The organism is Shouchella phoenicis (assembly GCF_047238345.1).
Lineage (GTDB): Bacteria > Bacillota > Bacilli > Bacillales > Bacillaceae_D > Shouchella.
This window is the reverse complement of the sequence record NZ_JBDFMQ010000001.1, coordinates 3,501,936-3,521,700: the sequence shown is the minus strand read 5'-3', so window position 1 is coordinate 3,521,700 and position 19,765 is coordinate 3,501,936. Positions and strand designations below refer to the sequence as shown.

Genomic DNA, 19,765 nt, shown 5'->3' with positions numbered 1-19,765 from the left:
GAGATGATATCTGGGTATGGTTCAGCAGCAACGCTTAATCAACTTCAAAGGAAACTAGAGACACTTTCAAATAATATTGCGAACGCCCATACAGTTGGATTTAAAGGGCGCTCGGTTTCTTTTTCGGATGTGCTCTCTTCTGAATATACAAATCAACCAAATGAAAGTCGTTCAACGCCTCATGGTTTAAGAGTAGGGACCGGTGCGAGAACATCCTTAACTGCCTTATCCATGACTCAAGGAAGTATTCAAGAAACAGAGCGGGCCTTAGACTTTGCTTTGACTGAGCCGAATGTTTTCTTTACAATAGCTACAAGTGAAGGTCAACGATTAACGAGAGACGGTACGTTTTATTTCTCTGAAACGGGAGGCGGTCTTTCACTCGTAACGAAGAACGGGGATCCAGTTCTTGGCGCAAATGGACAACCAATTACACTACCTCAATCAACAACTTCGGTACGTTTAGAGAGTACGGGGCTCATCGCAGAGCTTGCTGACGGGACAGAGCAGGTAATCCCGACATTTGGGTTGACCGAAATTGAACGACCTCAAGCTCTAGAAGCAGTTGGAGAAAATCAATTTTTGTATCAGCTAGACGATGCTGCATTTTTACAAGCAGGAGACGACCAAGTGATGCAAAAAGCACTTGAGCAGTCTAATGTAGATATAAGTCAAGAGATGACACAATTGATTGCGACACAGCGACAAATCCAGCTACAAGCAAGAGCATTCACGTTTTCCGATGATATGGCTGGCCTCGTTAATAACATTAGACGTTAAGGCGAGGGGGAGGTGCGGACTTGAGTAAGGAAAGTAGCGATGCTTCAGAAAAAGAGTCAGAAGAAGCTTCGTCCAATACAGATGATGGAAAAGAGATGGATGAGAATTCGAATGAGACACCGGATGAGGATGCAATAAACCAGGATACCTCTCACCTTCATAAACAAGATTCTTCGAGCGATCAACAGCTTGAGGAAGCTGTTGTTACAGGAGCAGGTGCTCACTCAACGAAAGACAGTTCAGAAGATGCAAGCGATGAAGTGTCCTTAGATGAGGTAGAAGTTGGAAGTGAGGAACCACAACCCTCAGAAGGCACGAGTGCTTCTAACGAAGAGCACATAGCCGAATTAGAGGAGCAACACGAATCACAAGAAGTTACGTCAGCAGTAGAAAAGATGACGAGGGAAGAGCGAAAACGAAGACAAGAAGAGGAACAGGGTAACCATGAGCCTTATAAGCGGGAACGTATTCGTCTTGTTCCAATATGGTTACGAGTTATCATTGTCACTATCCTTGCCGGTGCGGCGCTATTACTAGGATTAATTATCGGTTTTTCCGTTATCGGTGGTCAAGACAATACATGGGAAGTTCTTACCCCTGAACTCTGGTACAACATTATTGATACCATCAGAGGGCAGTAATCGCAATTCCAGAATGTAAATAAAGGAGATTGTCTCTAAGTCATGTCAATGACTTTAGAGGCAATCTCTTTTTTTTATCAGCGAAGAAAGATGTATGAATTCAATTAGGTCTCACATACTAGAAAAAAATGGGGAGGGAAGCATATTGGTTTTTTCAAATAAAGAAAGAAGAAATAACGCAAAAAAACATGTTGCCTCCTTCCGCTCAATTGAAGAAGTTTTGAAGCATGCTAGTCAATCAAGTGACTATAAGAAACGAGAAGAATTAAGCCTTGCTCATGAGCAACTTACCATTCATTTTTTTGAATCAATGATTGATATGCAAAAGCTGCCTTCCCATGTCCTTCATCCGTTAGTTGGCATTCACACCTATACGTTTGAAGCGCTAAAAGAAAAGCTGTACACAACAGAAATGAAAGAATGCAACACTGCGCTTGAAGCCGATGAAGGGCTGTTGCGAGGCTCGTTATTGTTTCAGTTTTTTGAAGATGGTAAGAAAAAGAACGTATTAGTAGATCTTTCGTATCAAGAAGATCGTGAAGTGACCGTTCCGGAAATTGAGTTCAGTGTTTTTGGCTCAAAAGAGTCTTTCATAGAATCTGTAGAAGTAAACATAAATTTGATTCGGAAGCGTATTCCATCTTCAGATTTGTATATGAAAAAATATACGGTTGGTACTCACTCTAAAACGGAAGTATACATTGTCTATTGCCAGTCCATTGCAAATGAAGAAAATGTACAAACGGTTACACAACGCATCCATGACTTAGAAATCGACCAAATTCAAGACGCTTCAATGCTTTTAAATGTAATTGAAGATAATCGCTCGATTTTTCCGCAAATTATTGACACAGAAAGGCCAGATCGAACAGCAGGGGCCTTGTTAGAAGGGAAGGTTGTGCTGTTAACGAATGGTTCTCCCCAAGCTTTGGTGGTGCCTGTAACAGCATTAGAGTTTCTTTCAGCGTTTGAAGATTATTTTCTTTCGTGGCAAGCGGCTTCTGCACTGCGATTGGTCAGGATGATGGCCGTCTTCTTTTCTATTTTTGCAACTCCTTTATATGTCGCTATTTTAACGTATCACCCAGAAATCATTCCTCAAGATTTGTTTGCAAGTCTGGTTGTTTCAAGGACGGCTGTGCCTTTTCCGCCAATAATGGAAGCCCTTTTTTTAGAAATAACGATCGAATTGTTGAGAGAGGCCGGAGCCCGCTTGCCAACTAAAGTCGGTCAAACCATAGGGATCGTTGGCGGGATTGTTATTGGAACTGCCGCAGTTGAAGCTGGATTAACAAGTAATGTGTTGCTAATTATCGTCGCGTTAGCTGCCTTAGCGTCGTTTACAATTCCAGTCTATCGAATGGGCACAACCATTCGATTAGTTCGTTTTCCCTTTATTATTGCTGCGCAAGTATGGGGATTGATTGCCATCGCCTTAGTCTCAGTTTTATGTTTAAGCCATTTGTTATCAATGACCTCTCTAGGTAGACCTTATATGTCACCAATTTATCCTTTCTCGTTCGCTGACATGAAAGATTCAATTTTGCGCCTACCTCAATCAGTGCAAGGAACACGTCCTCGGTTTTTACAAACAAAGGAAAAGAAACGCTTTTTTAAAAAAGAACGACAGCCTAAAAAAGATATCGATGATGGTTATTAACGGAAAGGAGTATCGTGATGCCTGCTAAGCAAACACCAAACCAACTTCAAGTCCCGGCGTATATGGCTTTTTTTCTTGTGCATAGCGCACAGTTTGGTGTAGGGGTTTTAGGGTTTTCTCGCTATATTGCAGAGATTGCAGGGTATCAATCGTGGTTGTCCGTTTTAATTGCAGGTGCGGTGAATCAAATCATTATATGGATGATCTTTAAAACGATTAAGCGGACTCAACAACAAGACCTTCATTCGATCCATAAAGCGTTGTTTGGAAAAAAGCTTGGAAGTGTCATGACGTTTCTATTCAGTTTATATTTTGCAATGCTTGCAGTAGTGGTGCTGCGAACGTATATCGAAATTATTCAGGTGTGGATTTATATTGAACTTACAACGTGGTCAATTGCTTTAGCTTTTTTACTTGTCACCTATTATGCCATCTTAAAAGGGTTTCGCGTGTTAGTGGGATTGACGTTCTTATTCTCTATGCTGCCAATTTTTTTAATACCTACCATTGTTCCTGTTTTAGAGTACGCAGAATGGTATCATCTGTATCCAATACTATCGACCAGTGGTGTTGATCTCCTATATGCGGCATTTATTCTGACGTTAAGTTTTGCTGGAGCAGAGCTCATTCTAGTCTATTATCCTTTTCTTCAAAACAAAGAAAGCGTACAGCGATATGCTCACTTAGGCAGTTTAGCGACAACGTTCGCTTATTTATTCGTCACACTCGTAACGTTCGTTTATTATAGCGCGGAACAATTAGAATTAACCATTTGGCCAACGTTAAGTGCTTGGAAAATTGCTTCTTTTGTTTTTATTGAACGAATTGAATATATCGGCATTGCAACTTGGCTTCTCGTGATTTTTCCAAATATCGCTCTGACAATTTGGGCCTCAAGTCGTTTGCTTAAACAACAGTTTAACGTCACGCATCGTTCGACGCTTTTGCTTACATTGCTTCTTGTTTTTCTTATTACAATTCAATTTACAACACGTGCATCCGTAGACTTATTAAACACAAGTATCAATTATATTGGGCCAGTATTTATTTTTGGGATCATCCCCTTGCTACTGCTCGTTAGTTTGATTCGTAAAAAGAATGGAGGAAGGAACGTATGAAAAGGGTTGTGTTCATTGCAATCATTACCATTTTAGCGATGCTTCCTTTTTTTAGTGTACTAAGAACAAATATTATTGATGAGTTACAGTTAATTACAGTTGTTGGATTTGACGAAGATGAGAATGAACGGTTTAAAGGCACGGTCACATTAACCGCATATTCCATTGAAGAGGAAATGAACAATGCAACGTTATCAGCGACATCAAGCTCTACTAGAGAGCTTCGTCTAAAGCTAAATGCGATGTCATCTCGACCTATACATGGAGGGAAAATATCGGCCATTGTCGTTCAAGATGAGTTAGCTGAAAAAGGGGTTTTTTCAATTCTTGACACCTATTACCGTGATCCGACGATTGCGCTTAAATCGTTTTTGTGTGTAACGCGTGGAAGTACAGAGACAATGTTAAGTCGTGAATTCCCGTTGCAAACGGAAATTGGCACATACATAAGTGATATGTTAAATCACAATGTACAGTATAGTAATTTGCCACTTACTAATATGCACTTATTTATGCGCGCTTATTTTGAAAAAGGGAAAGATCCAATCATGCCAATGATGTCGTACACAGAAGATGCACTGAGAGTTGACGGCATTGCGTTGTTCAAAGACGATAAGTTCGCTACTGATATTGATTTAAAAGATTCATTTTATTTAAAGTTAATTAAGGATGGTTATCAAAATGGTGGTGTAATTGAGATTCAACTTAAGGATGAGGGAGAAGTTGCAGTACTTCGAGAAATTCGGTCGAATTTAGATTTAAAATCAGATATAGACGCTAATTTGTTACAAGCCCATGTGAATATACGTACACGAATTAGCGAGTACTCTGGAGGCCTAATCAATGACGAGCAAGTACAAGCAATTACAGCAGCAGCAAAAGAGGATATGACAAAGGGCGTAGAGCGTATTATTGAACTGATGCAAGAGTATCAAATTGATCCAATTGGATTTGGTGCTCGACAACTGGAAAAAGAGAATCTAACAGAAGACGAATGGTATGAGATGTTCCAAGACATGGATATAGATGTGGAAGTTGATGTGGAGATTGTCGAATCAGGCGTGAGTCAGTGACAGTATCATTTATATACTATCTTTCCTCAAAGTACCTACTGTACATTTTCAGTCATAGCGTTACAATGATAAACGTTCATTTTTTTAGAGGAGGATGAAAAGAAATGGCTAATGTGCTAATGATTAATGCGAGCGACCGTCTGGAACACGGCGTAAGCGTAAAGATGTATAATCAATTTCTTGAATCATATAAAAAGAACCACGAGCAAGACACGATTGAAGAGGTCAATCTTTTTGAACAAAACTTACCTTACTATGGGGAGAAAGCGATTGTTGCGCAAACGAAGAAAGCGCAAGACGCAGAGCTGACTGAAGAAGAGCAGAAGCTTGTTGCGACGATTGAAAGCTACCAAGAGCAGTTTACAAGAGCTGACAAAGTCGTGATCGCATTTCCACTTTGGAATTTCACTGTACCAGCTCCACTCATTACGTATTTGTCGTATTTAGCGCAAGCTGGATTTACGTTCCGCTATACAGCGAACGGTCCAATTGGCTTAGCCGGAGACAAAGAGGTTGCGCTTCTTAGTGCTCGCGGTGGTGTGTATTCTGAAGGCTCCCCAATGGCAAATGCGGAAATGGCGATGAAGCTTGTCCGTCAAACGATTTCCTTGTGGGGCATTATTGACCCGGAAGAGCTTGTTATTGAAGGGCACAATGCCGCTCCAGATCAAAAAGATCAGATTTTAGAAGAAGGATTAAAAGAAGTGGCAGCAGTAGCTGAACGCTTTTAATCGTCACGCATGGAAGGGATCTCCTTTCATGCGTTTTTTTATAGAAATCGTAACTCGACTAAGCGCTGTAGCCAGTTCGACAAACATTCGTTCCAATAATGCCACTCATGATCTCCTGGACCTTCAGAATAAAAAGATTGAATGGAAGAACTCTTTGCATGCTTACGAAACAGTTGATTGATCGGATAGAGGAAATCTTCAGTGCCACAATATTGAAAGAAGGCGGTTGTGGTCGAGTTGTTTTCAAGTTGACCTAGCAGGTGAAGAAGATCATTTTCTGTATTTTGAACATTCCCTTTTAAACCGAAGACTGCTTGCATGTATGGTTTTCTAGTGGTGTCTTGATTGTGTTCTTGAAGTTTGAGTAACTCGTCGATTAGCAGGGCGCCAGAGAAACTAGCTGCAGCACGGTAGGATTGTGGCTCATTTAAAGCAAGTTTAAATGCACCAAAGCCACCCATAGATAAACCAGCGACATAACGGTCTTCTGCTTTTTTTGATAAGGAAAAATGCCGCTCGACTAAGCGTGGAAGTTCTTCTTTTATAAACGTGTAATAGTTCCCACCAAAGGCCATATCTGTGTAGTAGCTAAGGCCAACATCAGGCATGACAACAGCTAAATGGTACTCGTTTGCTAATTGTTCAATTGCCGTGTGGCGCATCCAAGCAGTTTCATTGTCACTCCAACCGTGTAACAAATAAAGCGTGCGATAAGGTGCTGCTGCATGATCAGGTAAAATCATTTGGACACCTGCATCTTTTCCAATTGATTGAAATGAACTTGTCATATGTATAAGTGCCATTGCATTTTCTCTCCTTATAAGCGTTTCATCTTGTCCAATTGTGTATTCGCTGTTCCTTTTAAAAACCCTCTAGCATTTAGGATTCAAGAAGAAGTTATGATAGAATAAGGCGAACTTAAAGGAATGAAGGAGGCGTCTTTCGTGTTAACAATTGAAGAGATTAAAGCGTTAATCCCTCATCGCTATCCATTTTTATTAGTGGACAAGGTGCTTGAGTTAGAGGCAGGAAAACGTGCAGTAGGTATAAAAAATGTCACGGTAAACGAAGAATTTTTTAATGGGCATTTTCCAGACTATCCGGTTATGCCAGGTGTACTTATTGTGGAGGCACTGGCGCAAGTTTCTGGAATTGCTGTTGCGAAAGCACATGAAGAAACAACGAAAATTGGCTTGTTCGCTGCCATTGATCAGTGTAAGTTTAAACGACCAGTCCGTCCTGGGGATCAACTGCGCTTAGAAATTGAAATTACGCGCATGAAAGGTCCTGTTGCTAAGGCTACAGGAGTGGCTTATGTTGATGGAGAGGTAGCCGCTCAAGCAGACATGACGTTTGCCTTTAAATAATTTGATTCCAACGTAAGTAAATGTTAGAAACGACATGAAGAAAAGCACGTGTGAGACGGGAACGTCTTTCAACGTGTTTTTTTGCATTTGGAAATGTTGTATGAAAATAACCGGATGATCCTTAATTTCACACGATTTTATATGATTGCATTACGTTGTTTTTTGACCTTGAAAGCCTTTATGTGTAAGGGATTTGACGCTTTTTTTCTATTTGTGGATAATTATTGTCTATTATTAATCTCTCTTGTATCATATGTATCAGTAATGAGTGAAGGAGAACGATACGCAAATGAGACAGGTGCTTGAGATTATTAAGCAAGATTTTCGGAATTTGAAAAGAGTCCCTCTAGTTGCGCTTCTTTTGATAGGTCTTGCTTTTTTGCCTGCTCTGTATGCTTGGTTTAATATTGCGGCTTCTTGGGATCCGTATAGCAATACAGAAGGCATTAAAGTAGCAATTGTGAATGAAGATGAGGGGGCAACGGTAGATCATGATGCGATTAACGTTGGAGACGAGCTCGTTGATAACTTAGCAGATAACAATCAAATGGGTTGGGTCTTTGTTGACAGAGATCAGGCAGAACAAGGTGTTCGAAACGGCGATTACTATGCAAGTGTCTACATTGAACCACAATTTTCAGCCCAGCTAACCAGCGTAATTGATGGCAATCCCGAAGCGCCCGAAGTTCATTATGAAGTAAACGAAAAAATGAACGCGATTGCGCCCAAAATGACTTCTGCTGGTGCTTCTGCGGTTGTAGATGAAATTAGCCAGCAGTTTCTTGAAGAAGCTTCTCGATCGTTATTTAGTCAGTTGAATGATATTGGAATTGAGTTAGAAAACGAATTACCGACGATTCGTCGTATTGAAACGCTCATTTTTGAGTTGGAGGATCGTTTTCCAGAAATTAATGACGTTGGCTCTAAAGTGGTGGCGTTACAAAATGATTGGCCGGAGTTAAGAGAAAAATTAGATCGATTCCTAGCAGTTGAAGATGAGTTTGACACCATTAACGAAGGCGCCGATGTCATTGTACAAATGGAAGGCTATCTTCCTACCGTTCATCAAGTTTCTGATCGATTAGTGGAGGTAGAGCGTGTTTTACCAGAAATAGACGAGATCGTCGCGCAAGCAAACGAAGTAGATGGTCGTCTTGATGAGATTGAGCAACAATTAATTAATACGCTGGAACTGCTCCAAACAGCGGAAGATGCACTTGTAAAGGCAGAAGAGGCATTGCCAACTGTCTCACAAATGAGCGGGAATATGGAGCAATATACGCAACAAATGAATGAGGTCTTAAATCAGCTTGAGCAAGCGGTTGATCCGTTTGTTGAGGTGGTAAACACACAGGCTCACATTATTGATCAAGCAGCTGATCTTATCTTAACAGCGATAGCACAAGCCGAATCAGGGGAAGGCGTCGATAATGCGATTGAACAATTAGAACAAGCAAATCGCTTGCTTGTTTCGAATCAAGAAGCATTGACGAACGCGATTTCATTTTTAGAACAGTTGCAAATGGTAGCACCAAATAATGAAATAGATGCATTCGTGCAGACACTAAATGCACTGAACGAACAGGTCAATCAACTGCAATCTGTTGTTAACCAAGGAATCGAAACGTTAGCTTCTACATCTGAACTCGATTCAAGTCAGCTTGAGTCGGTTCGTAGTCAGGTTACATCTGTTCAAGAACATGCACAGATGGCACAAGGTTTATTTAATGACGAGTCGAAAACCTCCATAAAATCGGGGATAAACCAGCTGCAAGAAGATGTGAATAGTGTTGGTGCAACGATTCGGGAACAGGAAGAACGATTACCAGAAATTGAAGCATTACTCGATCGAGCTGACGATGTACGTGCTTCTGGAGAGGCACAAATCGAAACGCTACTCGCTGAATTACCAGGAGTTCGAGCTCAGCTACAAGAAGGACTTGCGTTTATTGAAACGGAATTACCAAGGATGAAAGAACTCATTCACAATGTTAACGAATTTTTCGCGGACGATTTTCCTGGTATTGAAAACCAGATTCATCAGGCAGCAGATTTTGTTCGTGAGGATTTGCCAACGATTGAAGAGGAATTATCAAGCGTAATTGATGTCATTGAAACGAATTTGCCTCAGTTTGAAGAAACGTTGGCAGAACTTGCCCAGTTTTCGAATGAACAACTACCAGATTTAGAGGAATCCGTCGGAACAGCGGCAGATCGAATCCGAGAATTTGATGAGAATCACGATTTAAACGACATGATTTCGCTTCTACGGAATGATATTGAAGAAGAGAGTGCTTTTTTTAGAGAACCCGTCCAACTTGTCGAAAATCAACTCTATCCAATACCGAATTATGGCTCTGCAAATGCACCGTTCTATACAGCCTTGTCTTTATGGGTTGGCTCGTTATTATTAGTTAACTTATTGAAAACAGATGTGCACCCAAAGGATATGCGAGAAGGCTATCGCTATCATCATATTTATTTAGGGCGACTTGTCTTGTTTTTACTCGTTAGCTTGTTACAAGGGGTTATAGTGAGCGTGGGGAATTTGCTTTTATTAGGTACGTACGCGGCTCACCCATTTTATTTTATTTTGTTTACCATTCTAACAGGCTTCGTGTTTATGACGATTGTCTACACCTTAGCCTCTGTATTTGGGAATATCGGAAAAGCGCTGGCAATTGTGTTGATGGTACTTCAGTTATCAGGGGCAGGCGGTACATTTCCTATTCAAGTGGCGCCACCATTTTTTCAAGCGATTAACCCGTTTTTGCCGTTTACGTACGCCATTAATTTGTTAAGAGAAGCGGTAGCTGGTATGGTGTGGCCGACGGTGTGGTCCATGATTGGTTGGCTTATCTTGATCTTTGTGCTTGCGCTTGCTTTTGGGTTATTGTTAAAAAAACCTCTAGCAAAACGAATGGAAGCGACAACTGCAAAGTCAAAATCAAGTCGAATGATTGACTAGATATGTTGCTTTTAAAAACCTTCTTCGATTCTACATGCTTATGAAAAGATGTTTTCTTTTTCGTCAAACAGGTATGAATACAGGGAGAAATGGTTTATAGAGGAGCGATCATTGATGACAGAGCCTATCTATGGAAATACGCCCCCTTTTTTAGGGGCAAAAAATGGTACAGTTGAACAGATTCAAGATGCAGATGTTCTTATTTACGGTGTCCCTTGGGAGGGGGCTGTAACATGGGGAGACTACACGGGATGTGAGTTAGGTCCTAAAGTGATGCGTCTTTCTTCAGGACGCTACTCGGGGTATTTGCCTGAGCTGAACCATATCGATGTATTTGAACACCTGAAGCTTGCTGACTTAGGTGATATTGACGTGGTTCCAGCAGATGTGGAAGAAACAATGAAGCGAATTCGAACGTTCGCTAAAGATGTATGGGGGAAAGATGCTTTCCCTATTGCGCTTGGAGGCGACCACGGTATTACGTATCCGATTTTAGCTGGATTAGCGGAGCAAAACCCAAATAAAAAAATTGGCATTCTCCATTTAGATGCGCACTATGATAATATGCCACATTTTGAAGGGGAAAAATACGCGCGTTCTACGCCATTTGCTCGACTTTATGAGCTGGATCAGGTTCGCAACGAAAGCTTGCTGCACCTAGGTATTCATGGGCCGAGAAACAAACCAGAAACAGGGCGCTACGCACAAGAAGCTGGCGCAAAAACGTATACACTTACAGAGATGAAAGAAACAGATAATCTTCGGAAGTTTGCGGCTAAACTCTACAAAGAAGCAGCGAAAGATGTGGACTTCGTATATCTATCGGTTTGTAGCGATGTGTTAGATGTTGCTTATAACCCAGGTGGTCCAATCGATACGAACGGTCTTACATCGTATGAATTGCTAACGCTCGTCCATGAATTTACATCAAGAGGAGTGGTAGGAATGGATTTTGTGGAAGTCTATCCACAGCAAGATGCCAATGATGTATCGTCTCATTTCGCTTCAACACTAGCTCTATATGCCTTAGCAGGACATATTAAAGCAAAGGGCCTTGTTAAGTAATTGATTGAATTTCATAACAGATAGTATTCGTCATTTAACGAATGATAATAGCAATATTGTTTGTAACAATTGTCAATTAAATAGCGATGGAGCGTTTATTGCGGAATAGCTAAGGCCGTGCCGGTATGAAATAGCGTCACTTCAGTCGATAAAAAACGGTTTAATAGACTTGGTGTCTAAATGGCACCAAGTTTTTTTGTATCATTAAGCTAGTAATCTACTGATTGGAAAAATTTTTTTCTGCAAAAAACGGGGATAGTATCGCGATTTTGACGTTTTCTCTTGAATTGTAATATTACATTTTGATTACATTGATAGATTAGAAGCGAAATATCGTGTAAAATTTAGTCAATCTTGTCGAAGAAGATAATGTAGTATTTTAACTTACACATTCATGTCATAACAAACTAGATCAATCTTAAAATTTTGAGGAGGCATTCTCTTGAGTAAATCAACTTTAAACAAATTTTTATTCTCTTCAGCCGTTGTTGCTGGAGTTGTAGCAGTTGCTCCACAGGAATCAGAAGCGGCAGTCGGTGATCAGGTATTAAAACAAGGTATGTCTCATCAAGATGTAACAGAACTGCAAAACATACTTAAAGAAAAAGGATTTTTTACATATCATACGGCAACAGGTTATTTTGGGACATACACGCGTGACGCTGTATTGGATTATCAAAAAGAAAATAACCTTCGAGTGGACGGCATTGCGGGGCCTGAAACATTCGGTGCGCTATTAGATAAAAAATCTTCAAACACAGAAGTAAAGAAAGAAACAACGACACAACAATCAAATTTATTACGAATCGGTAGTAGAGGAGACAGTGTAACAAATCTTCAAGACGAGTTGCGCTCTTTAGGTTTCTTTAACCAATCTTCTACTGGCTACTACGGTTCAATTACACGTGATGCAGTCATTGCGTTCCAAAAAGAGCAAGGATTACGTTTAATTGATGGAATCGTTGGTCCAGAGACACGTGGCGCGTTAAATAATGTAGATGCTCAACCTGTAGCGTCAGAAACGACTACAACAGAGTCGAAGCCTGCAGAAACAAAGCCTGCAGAAACGACAACAGAAACAACAACAGAAGCAGAAACGACAACAGAAGAGACTTCAGAGCCTAAAGAGCAAGCTTCTGAGTCACCATCATCTTCTTCATCTGCTATGCGTGTAGGTACACGTGGTGAAAACGTAACAGAATTACAACAACAATTACGTACACTTGGTTACTTTAATCAAGAGCCAACTGGTTACTATGGTGAGATTACAAAAAATGCAGTTATGGAATTCCAACGCACAAATGGTATTTCTGTTGACGGTATCGTAGGATCAGGCACACAAAGTACGCTTAACGGTAGCCCAGCATCTGCAAGCACGAGCAGCTCATCTACAAGCGAAAGCACAAGCTCAAACAATAGCTCATCTTCAAGCGAGAGCACGAGCTCAAATAATAGCTCAAACTCATCTTCAAGCAGTGAGTCTACAGCTTCTGAGAGCTCCAATTCTTCATCAAATGCAGCTGCTCCTGCACCAAGCACGAATAACAATGCAGCTCCAGCAACAAATACGAGCACAAGCAACACATCTACTGCTAGCTCAAGCAATGTTGTTTCAGGTTTGATTTCTTCAGCGCAATCAGTTATTGGTGTGCCTTATCTATGGGGAGGAACGACAACAGCAGGATTTGATTGTAGCGGAATGATTCAATACATTTTCCGTCAAAATGGACTTGAAGTACCTCGTACAGCAGCAGCTCAATGGAATGCTGGAACTTCAGTAAGTTCTCCAAGCATTGGCGATATTGTGTTCTTTGAGACATATGCAGCTGGTCCGACTCATAACGGTATTTATATTGGCGATAACAAGTTCATTCACACTGGTTCTTCACGTGGTGTTGAAGTATCTGATCTTAACAATGTATACTGGGGTCCGAGATACTTAGGTGCAAAACGTTTACATTAAGAGTATAACTACTAACAAGGCGTGGGATGGATATATGTATCTATACCACGCTTTTTCTTGTTTAAACCAATTTATTGGTTATCCATTTATACTTATTGGAAAATTACGTGATAAAAGGCAAGTTTCCCTTAGGAAAGGGAGGCTTGTCTTTTTATTTGGAAATATTCGGCGGCGATACCAAAAATAAACGAACGTATATACGTATATTAGCTAGTTTAGGAACGTATATTCGGGTATACTATACGAGAGGAGGTAGGCAAATGACGAAGGAACAAGCGATTTTATTAATCGATATGGAGTCTTTTTATGCTTCAATTGAACATGTAGAAAATCCAGAGTATGCTGGAAGGCCTCTTGTCGTATCAGGAGACCCGAATCGAAGAAGTGGGGTTATTTTAGCAGCGTGTCCACTTGCTAAAGCAAAAGGCATTCAAAATGCAGAACGATTGTATGAGGCCCAGCAAAAATGTGCTGACGTCGTCGTTGTCAAACCTCAAATGCAGAAATACGTAGATGTATCAATTCGGATTTCTAAACTAATCGGTGAATATACGGACTTGGTAGAACCTTATTCAATTGATGAACAATTTATGGATGTGACCGGGAGTCAGCGCTTGTTTGGTAGTCCTCGACAGATTGCCCACATCATTCAAGAACGGATTAAACATGAAATGGGTTTACGAGCGCGAATAGGCATTGGGGAAAATAAAATCCTTGCTAAACTGGCATGCGACCTATTTGCAAAAAAGAATAAAAACGGCGTTCATACATTAGCGAAAGATATGATTGAGTTGGAGATGTGGCCGCTTCCTATCGGTGACTTATTTGGAGTCGGTAAGAAAATGGAGCTCCACTTTAAAAGCATGGGCATTCGTACCATTGGTCAGCTCGCGCAAACAGAGGGTGCGCGTATTAAAGAAAAGTTTGGCTTGCATGGTCAGGTTGTATGGATGTCTGCAAATGGCGTTGATTACTCACCGGTAACCCGAGCGGCTCATGCCGGAAGAAAGGGATTTGGCAACGGGATGACCCTCCCCCGTGACTATGTAAAAAAAGCCGATTTACATGTTGTGCTACTGGAATTATGTGAAGAGGTGTGTTCACGAGCGCGTCACGCTGGAAAGATGGGGGCGACGATTAGCTTAGGATTAAACGGGGCGACTCATGTTGAGAAGCGAAGCATTCATCGACAGCTAACGTTGCCAATTGAAACAAATATTACAATGGAAGTATTTAAAGGTGTCAATAAGCTTTTAGAGCGATATTGGGATGGTTTTCCCGTTCGTCGCGTAAGTGTAGGGATCACCAATCTTCAAAGCGATCAAAATTGGCAAATGAGTTTGCTGGATGATAACGAAAATCGCGATCGGCTTTCCCAAATCGGTTATGTCATGGATCAAATTCGTGACAGGTATGGAAAAGTCTCGATTCAACGAGCATCTTCATTAACGCAAGCTTCTCAGCTTCTTGATCGAAGCAAAAAAATCGGCGGACATTACAAATAAAAAAAGAAGCCTGCTTATTTAACAGGCTCCTCCTCCTCATCGGTTACATCTAATAAAGAAGTCATGAGCTTTGTAAAAGCAAGATCATCAAGAGAGGATTCGGTCGTTCGAATTGATGCTTCAAATATTCGACCATCTTCTCGTTCTTTTATTAGCGTAGCGCTCTGAAATAATTTCGTTTCATTGATTTCTTCTACAAACACATAGTCGAAGACATCAAGCATTGGATACTCTTCTGTTCGTAATTCTTCATTTGATGAGCGTAAAGCATTCACATGTAGGTCAAGAGGAATGTCAGGGTGCGTTAACCCGACAATGAGTGTGATAGCACTGAATTCATCATCCTCTCGGTTTGTAAAACTATATGAATTCTCGCCTAAAGATCGTTTCTCGTAGCCTTGTGGAAGAGAAATCGTAATGGAGTCAAAAAGAGTGTGCGACTCAACAAAAAAGTTATGCTCTTCTTCTTCAAAATGAATGGACATAACAGAAGAATCTTCATCAACAGTTTCTTCCTGTTCATCGTGAGTGGATCGGTCCTGTAGTTTATCAAGAAGAGGCATAGAGGCAAGGTCGTCATCCACATTAATGTCTTCATCTATATCATTGGCTGAAGACACAATTGCGTGAAAAAGGCTTACAACGGCACGATAAGAATCTGGATCTGTGGCTGCAATTTCTGGTGTATTTAAAGTTGCGCGATACATCTTGTCCGTTTCTTCATCAAAAAGACCGAGTCGATGGATTGTTTCGTTATCTGTTTCGATTAAATAATAGTAGTCAAATGGCAGCTCCGGAAAAAGCTCTAAGTCGATGTCATTCGGCTCATTTTCATTTGAGCGCAAAGATAAAGATGTATAATCCCGTTGTTTAGCTAAATCAACGTCGGAAGGAAGTGGTTCCGTGCTGACCGTAATCTGTAAGTCATAGGGCAAAGTAGAAGTACCGGTAAACGTTAACGCTTGATCACTGGTGGATATGTCCATTTCATCGGGTACGGTATACATGGCGTCAAACGGGGCTGTTATGACTTCAGCAGAAAGTGTTTGGGTTTCGTTTCCTACAGAGAAAGTTAATTCACTTTCGTCATGCTCCTCGTTTGTTTGACGGTGATGCTCTTCTTCGCTTACGTTATTCTCGTCGTTTTGACTATTCGATTGATTATTTGGATCATCGGGATTATTAGGAGCAGGACTACTTTCGGGTGTTGTGCATGCTGCTAGTAACATGACACCAAAAAGAACACTCACAAATCGCAAACGAGTGCAAATAGTGAAGGTTGTTTTCATCGAAAGTCCTCCGTGTAAATAAATTTATAATCATGCAAATCTTTCCCTATCTTAACATGAAAACAAGGACGAAAGTATGAAAGATTTTGTACAACCTTAGAGAAGGACGTCTTTATATTCAGGATGTTGTTCAAATTGTGCGTCGGCATATGGACAGACAGGATCAATTTTCTGCTTATTTTTTCGAGCGTCTTCCACAAGTGCTGCAATCAATTTAGCGCCTAGCCCTTGTTCTCGATGATCTGGTTTTACAAATGTATGGGTGATCGTAAGTGTTTGTTCATTATCTGTAAACGTTAGTTCAGCAATCTTCTCTTGCTGATCCGACTCCATCCAGTATTGTTCAGCTGATTTCTTTATCTGCATGTCCATCCCTCTTTCGTTTTTTTACTTTTTTATCTATACCCAGAATGTCTACTGCTTAACACAATAAGATTAGTGTCAACGGTTAAAGGGGGCTGTATACATAGGTACGAAGAAAAAGCTTCGAAGCATCTTGTCGCCTCCGAAGCTTGTCTCTTTATTTTGCGTTTTGTTTTGATCGGTGAGATTGCCAGCGCCACGAGTCTTCGCACATTTCTAGAAGGCCACGTTCCGCTTTCCAACCTAAGTCTTGTTCCGCTTTTGTTGCATCGGCGTACGTGACAGGGGCATCTCCAGCACGACGTGGGGCAACTTTTTTTGGAATGGTTTTTCCTGAAGCTTCTTCAAAGGCTGAGATCACTTGGAAAACACTGTATCCATTTCCGGTTCCTAAGTTGTATGCTTGAGTTCCAGAGGAAGAATCAAGTTTTTCAAGTGCTTTTAGATGACCTAATGCTAAATCAACAACGTGAATATAATCACGGACGCATGTGCCATCTTCTGTAGGATAGTCATCGCCAAAGACGGAGAGCTCGTCCCTTATTCCAACTGCAACTTGAGTGATATACGGCATTAAGTTATTTGGAATCCCGCTTGGTTCCTCCCCAATACGTCCACTTTTATGAGCGCCGATCGGATTAAAGTAACGCAATAGTGAGATGCTCCATTTATCACTCGCTGCGGCAACATCACGTAAGATGTCTTCGATCATAATCTTTGTACGACCGTACGGATTTGTAGCTTGGATCGGTGCCGTTTCTAAGACAGGAACCTGTTCAGGAATTCCGTATACAGTAGCAGAAGAGCTAAATACAAGTTTATGTACATGATGTGCTTCCATGACTTTACATAAGTTAATCGTAGTACGTAAATTCGTTTCGTAATAATAGAGTGGTTTTTCAACTGATTCACCAACCGCTTTTAAACCGGCAAAATGAATCACTGCGTCGATGGTGTGGTTTTCAAAAACCTTATGTAAGGATTCCGAGTCGAGTAAATCTACTGAATAAAGTGTTAAGTTTTTATTTGTAATCGATTCAACTTCTTTTAGTGTGATTTCACGACTGTTCGTAAGATTATCTACTACGACCACATCAAATCCAGCGTTCAGTAGCTCTACACATGTATGGCTTCCGATGTATCCAGCGCCTCCAGTGACAAGAATGGACATAAAAAAACTCCTTTATAATAGGTTAGATTAATTATATCAAATAAAAAATCGAAAAGTAAAATGCAAGATGATTCGCGACGTTGCAACGAAAAACATGGTATGATAGTAGGGATGTAAAGGAAAAAAGGGGGGTATCATGGAACGGGATAAGCATTGGCGTGACCGAATTGATTATACGTTACTCTTCCTAGTATTTTTGCTTTTATGTATAAGCGCGATGGCCATATATGCGGGGACGACAGCTCAATATGTTTCAGATGAAGCCTATCGTCATGTCTTTGTTTTGTCACAAGCGCGTTGGATGATAATTGGAGCCATTTTAATTGCAATCATCATGCTTATTGATTACGAATATTTTAAATATTTAACAATCCCACTTTATGCGTTTGGTATGATTTTACTTTTAATTGTAGAATTTTTTGGTGTAACAGTTAATAATGCAACAAGGTGGATTGGCGTAAACGGATCTGCCATTTACCAACCATCGGAAATTATGAAAATTATTTTAGTGCTTACGCTAGCACATCTTGTTTTCTATTTGAACCGACGCTATCCCGAACAAGGATTGAAAGCTGATTTAATAAAATTAGGTCTCATTGTAGCAGTGAGTTTACCACCGATCTTTTTAGTTTTAAAGCAGCCAGATCTTGGTTCAGCTCTTGTTCTTGTCTCTATTGTGGCTGTTGCAATTTTAGTTTCTAACATGTCATTAAAAATGATTTTATCCTTGGCAGGTGCGGGAGTCATTTTTGTGGCGTTCATTTTTTATCTCTTTTTTAACTATGTCGATTTACTTATTGCTTGGGAGATATTAGAGTCACATCAACTTGAGCGAATTTACGGGTGGCTCTACCCTGAGGAATATGCATCGAGTTATGCGATGCAAACCCTAGGTGCAACCATCGGTATCGGTTCGGGACAATTGACAGGTGTAGGGTTTTTAAATAGCGTTCAAGCAGCGAATGCCGCTATACCAGAATTGCATACCGATTTTATTTTTGCAGTCATTGGCGAGGAGTTTGGTTTTATTGGTTCAACCTTTGTCATATGTGTATTCTTTCTACTTATTTATCGAATGGTCGTGCTGGCAATGGCATGCAAGGATTTATACGGGACGTATATTATTGCAGGGATAGCTGGGATGTTGACGTTTCAAATTTTTCAAAATATCGCGATGACAGTTGGCTTAATGCCTGTTACAGGAATTGCGCTTCCGTTTTTAAGTTATGGAGGAAGTGCACTCATGACGAACCTAATTGCGATTGGTGTTGTGCTAAACATTGCGATGAGGCAAAAAAGCTATATGTTTGAGACATCAAGAGAAGCAGCCAATATGGAACGCGTACGAGGATAAAAAGACCTGCTAATGCATATTAGCAGGTCTTTGTTGTATCGATTTAGTTAAGAGTGGAAAGGGCGTCTGAGATCTCTTTTTCACCTGCGAGAATTTCAAATGCCTTTCCGTACGTTGCTTTGTTCGTGAGAGAATCAATGAGAGCAGTAGCAACGTCTGCTCGTGTGATGGAATCTTCACCAACATCGTTAAATGCGTCAGCCACTTTAATTTTGCCAGTAGCATCTTCATTCGTTAACGGACCTGGGCGGACGATGCTATAAGATAAGGATGTAGACATGAGCATTTGATCCGATACGGCTTTCGCCACCATATAATGCTTAATTTTGTCAGGCTGGGCGTCTGGATCACCGGCACCAATTGAACTTAGCTGAACAAAGTGGTTAATTGATGCTTTTTCGGCATATTGAAATGACTTGATCGCACCCCATAAATCAATAATTAATGTTTTGTCAGCTCCAGTAGAACCACCTGAGCCAGCTGCAAAAATGACAGCATCTGCTTGTTTAAAGGCATGACTAAAATCGTCCTCTAAATCAGCAATAACCACTTCATCTGCTCCTAAATCGTTCATAGTGGCAACTTGTTCTTCTTTACGAACCATTGCAATCGACGTATGTTCACTTTCCTTTAATTGTTGAACAACATGTTTTCCGACTTGTCCATTTGCACCAATGACGAGTACATTCATGATGATCTCTCCTCTAATAGAAATTC

The 19,765-nt window shown here is 40.7% G+C and carries 17 protein-coding genes; 12 read left to right on the top strand and 5 right to left on the bottom strand.

The features are described from left to right. Nucleotides 1-3: 3 nt before the first annotated feature. The 6 genes from ABC361_RS18790 (at nucleotide 4) to ABC361_RS18765 (ending at nucleotide 6,003) form a co-directional block, all read left to right on the top strand. The gene (locus ABC361_RS18790) at nucleotides 4-780 is read left to right on the top strand and encodes a flagellar hook-basal body protein (RefSeq protein ID WP_413075370.1); all 777 of its coding nucleotides are present in this window, start codon (nucleotides 4-6) and stop codon (nucleotides 778-780) included. Between the two features lie 20 nt (nucleotides 781-800). After that, complete coding sequence (locus ABC361_RS18785) at nucleotides 801-1,421, top strand: DNA-directed RNA polymerase subunit beta (RefSeq protein ID WP_413075369.1); 621 nt, start codon at nucleotides 801-803, stop codon at nucleotides 1,419-1,421. Between the two features lie 145 nt (nucleotides 1,422-1,566). Then, a complete protein-coding gene (locus ABC361_RS18780; protein WP_413075368.1) occupies nucleotides 1,567-3,081 on the top strand; it encodes a spore germination protein in 1,515 nt (504 codons plus the stop codon). A 17-nt stretch (nucleotides 3,082-3,098) separates the two neighbouring features. Continuing rightward, entirely contained in the window at nucleotides 3,099-4,199 is a 1,101-nt protein-coding gene (locus tag ABC361_RS18775) for a GerAB/ArcD/ProY family transporter (RefSeq protein ID WP_413075367.1), read from the top strand. Then, a complete protein-coding gene (locus tag ABC361_RS18770; RefSeq protein ID WP_413075366.1) occupies nucleotides 4,196-5,272 on the top strand; it encodes a Ger(x)C family spore germination protein in 1,077 nt (358 codons plus the stop codon). Before ABC361_RS18775 ends, ABC361_RS18770 begins: the two co-directional genes overlap by 4 nt. Nucleotides 5,273-5,376: 104 nt before the next feature. Next, a complete protein-coding gene (locus ABC361_RS18765) occupies nucleotides 5,377-6,003 on the top strand; it encodes an FMN-dependent NADH-azoreductase (RefSeq protein ID WP_413075365.1) in 627 nt (208 codons plus the stop codon). Between the two features lie 38 nt (nucleotides 6,004-6,041). On the opposite strand, the gene ABC361_RS18760 is transcribed toward ABC361_RS18765, so the two are convergent. Next, a complete protein-coding gene (locus ABC361_RS18760; protein WP_413075364.1) occupies nucleotides 6,042-6,806 on the bottom strand; it encodes an alpha/beta hydrolase in 765 nt (254 codons plus the stop codon). 141 nt (nucleotides 6,807-6,947) lie between these two features. On the opposite strand from ABC361_RS18760, the gene fabZ reads away from it, so the two are divergent. From fabZ to ABC361_RS18735, 5 genes are all read left to right on the top strand, one after another. Continuing rightward, nucleotides 6,948-7,370 (top strand): 3-hydroxyacyl-ACP dehydratase FabZ, encoded by a 423-nt coding sequence (gene fabZ, locus ABC361_RS18755; RefSeq protein ID WP_255224195.1) that lies wholly within the window; start codon nucleotides 6,948-6,950, stop codon nucleotides 7,368-7,370. 289 nt (nucleotides 7,371-7,659) lie between these two features. Next, nucleotides 7,660-10,338 (top strand): YhgE/Pip family protein, encoded by a 2,679-nt coding sequence (locus ABC361_RS18750; RefSeq protein WP_413075363.1) that lies wholly within the window; start codon nucleotides 7,660-7,662, stop codon nucleotides 10,336-10,338. 114 nt (nucleotides 10,339-10,452) lie between these two features. Then, the gene (locus ABC361_RS18745) at nucleotides 10,453-11,403 is read left to right on the top strand and encodes an agmatinase family protein (protein WP_413075362.1); all 951 of its coding nucleotides are present in this window, start codon (nucleotides 10,453-10,455) and stop codon (nucleotides 11,401-11,403) included. A 442-nt stretch (nucleotides 11,404-11,845) separates the two neighbouring features. Continuing rightward, nucleotides 11,846-13,366, top strand: coding sequence for a C40 family peptidase (locus ABC361_RS18740; protein ID WP_413075361.1), 1,521 nt, complete (start codon nucleotides 11,846-11,848; stop codon nucleotides 13,364-13,366). 260 nt (nucleotides 13,367-13,626) lie between these two features. After that, nucleotides 13,627-14,871 carry a DNA polymerase IV gene (locus ABC361_RS18735; RefSeq protein ID WP_413075360.1) on the top strand — a complete coding sequence of 415 codons (1,245 nt, stop codon included), beginning with the start codon at nucleotides 13,627-13,629 and terminating at the stop codon, nucleotides 14,869-14,871. A gap of 14 nt (nucleotides 14,872-14,885) precedes the next feature. On the opposite strand, the gene ABC361_RS18730 is transcribed toward ABC361_RS18735, so the two are convergent. The 3 genes from ABC361_RS18730 to galE all read right to left on the bottom strand — a co-directional run bounded on the left by ABC361_RS18730 (nucleotide 14,886) and on the right by galE (nucleotide 17,694). Next, nucleotides 14,886-16,160, bottom strand: coding sequence for a hypothetical protein (locus tag ABC361_RS18730; protein ID WP_413075359.1), 1,275 nt, complete (start codon nucleotides 16,158-16,160; stop codon nucleotides 14,886-14,888). A gap of 96 nt (nucleotides 16,161-16,256) precedes the next feature. Beyond that, nucleotides 16,257-16,526 carry a GNAT family N-acetyltransferase gene (locus tag ABC361_RS18725; protein ID WP_413075358.1) on the bottom strand — a complete coding sequence of 90 codons (270 nt, stop codon included), beginning with the start codon at nucleotides 16,524-16,526 and terminating at the stop codon, nucleotides 16,257-16,259. 154 nt (nucleotides 16,527-16,680) lie between these two features. Next, nucleotides 16,681-17,694, bottom strand: coding sequence for a UDP-glucose 4-epimerase GalE (gene galE / locus ABC361_RS18720; RefSeq protein WP_413075357.1), 1,014 nt, complete (start codon nucleotides 17,692-17,694; stop codon nucleotides 16,681-16,683). A 136-nt stretch (nucleotides 17,695-17,830) separates the two neighbouring features. Here galE and ABC361_RS18715 point away from each other — a divergent pair, with 136 nt between their 5' ends. Next, complete coding sequence (locus tag ABC361_RS18715; protein WP_413075356.1) at nucleotides 17,831-19,048, top strand: FtsW/RodA/SpoVE family cell cycle protein; 1,218 nt, start codon at nucleotides 17,831-17,833, stop codon at nucleotides 19,046-19,048. A gap of 43 nt (nucleotides 19,049-19,091) precedes the next feature. Here ABC361_RS18715 and ABC361_RS18710 read toward each other — a convergent pair whose 3' ends face one another. After that, nucleotides 19,092-19,739 (bottom strand): SDR family oxidoreductase, encoded by a 648-nt coding sequence (locus ABC361_RS18710; RefSeq protein WP_413075355.1) that lies wholly within the window; start codon nucleotides 19,737-19,739, stop codon nucleotides 19,092-19,094. Nucleotides 19,740-19,765 lie beyond the last annotated feature (26 nt).

Bases quoted from the DNA above. Each gene is read 5' to 3' on its own strand.
- ABC361_RS18790 (WP_413075370.1), top strand. From the start codon at position 4: ATGATATCTGGGTATGGTTCAGCAGCAACGCTTAATCAACTTCAAAGG.
- ABC361_RS18775 (WP_413075367.1), top strand. From the start codon at position 3,099: ATGCCTGCTAAGCAAACACCAAACCAACTTCAAGTCCCGGCGTATATG.
- ABC361_RS18770 (WP_413075366.1), top strand. From the start codon at position 4,196: ATGAAAAGGGTTGTGTTCATTGCAATCATTACCATTTTAGCGATGCTT.
- ABC361_RS18765 (WP_413075365.1), top strand. From the start codon at position 5,377: ATGGCTAATGTGCTAATGATTAATGCGAGCGACCGTCTGGAACACGGC.
- ABC361_RS18760 (WP_413075364.1), bottom strand. From the start codon at position 6,806: ATGGCACTTATACATATGACAAGTTCATTTCAATCAATTGGAAAAGAT.
- ABC361_RS18750 (WP_413075363.1), top strand. From the start codon at position 7,660: ATGAGACAGGTGCTTGAGATTATTAAGCAAGATTTTCGGAATTTGAAA.
- ABC361_RS18745 (WP_413075362.1), top strand. From the start codon at position 10,453: ATGACAGAGCCTATCTATGGAAATACGCCCCCTTTTTTAGGGGCAAAA.
- ABC361_RS18735 (WP_413075360.1), top strand. From the start codon at position 13,627: ATGACGAAGGAACAAGCGATTTTATTAATCGATATGGAGTCTTTTTAT.
- ABC361_RS18730 (WP_413075359.1), bottom strand. From the start codon at position 16,160: ATGAAAACAACCTTCACTATTTGCACTCGTTTGCGATTTGTGAGTGTT.
- ABC361_RS18725 (WP_413075358.1), bottom strand. From the start codon at position 16,526: ATGCAGATAAAGAAATCAGCTGAACAATACTGGATGGAGTCGGATCAG.
- galE (WP_413075357.1), bottom strand. From the start codon at position 17,694: ATGTCCATTCTTGTCACTGGAGGCGCTGGATACATCGGAAGCCATACA.
- ABC361_RS18715 (WP_413075356.1), top strand. From the start codon at position 17,831: ATGGAACGGGATAAGCATTGGCGTGACCGAATTGATTATACGTTACTC.
- ABC361_RS18710 (WP_413075355.1), bottom strand. From the start codon at position 19,739: ATGAATGTACTCGTCATTGGTGCAAATGGACAAGTCGGAAAACATGTT.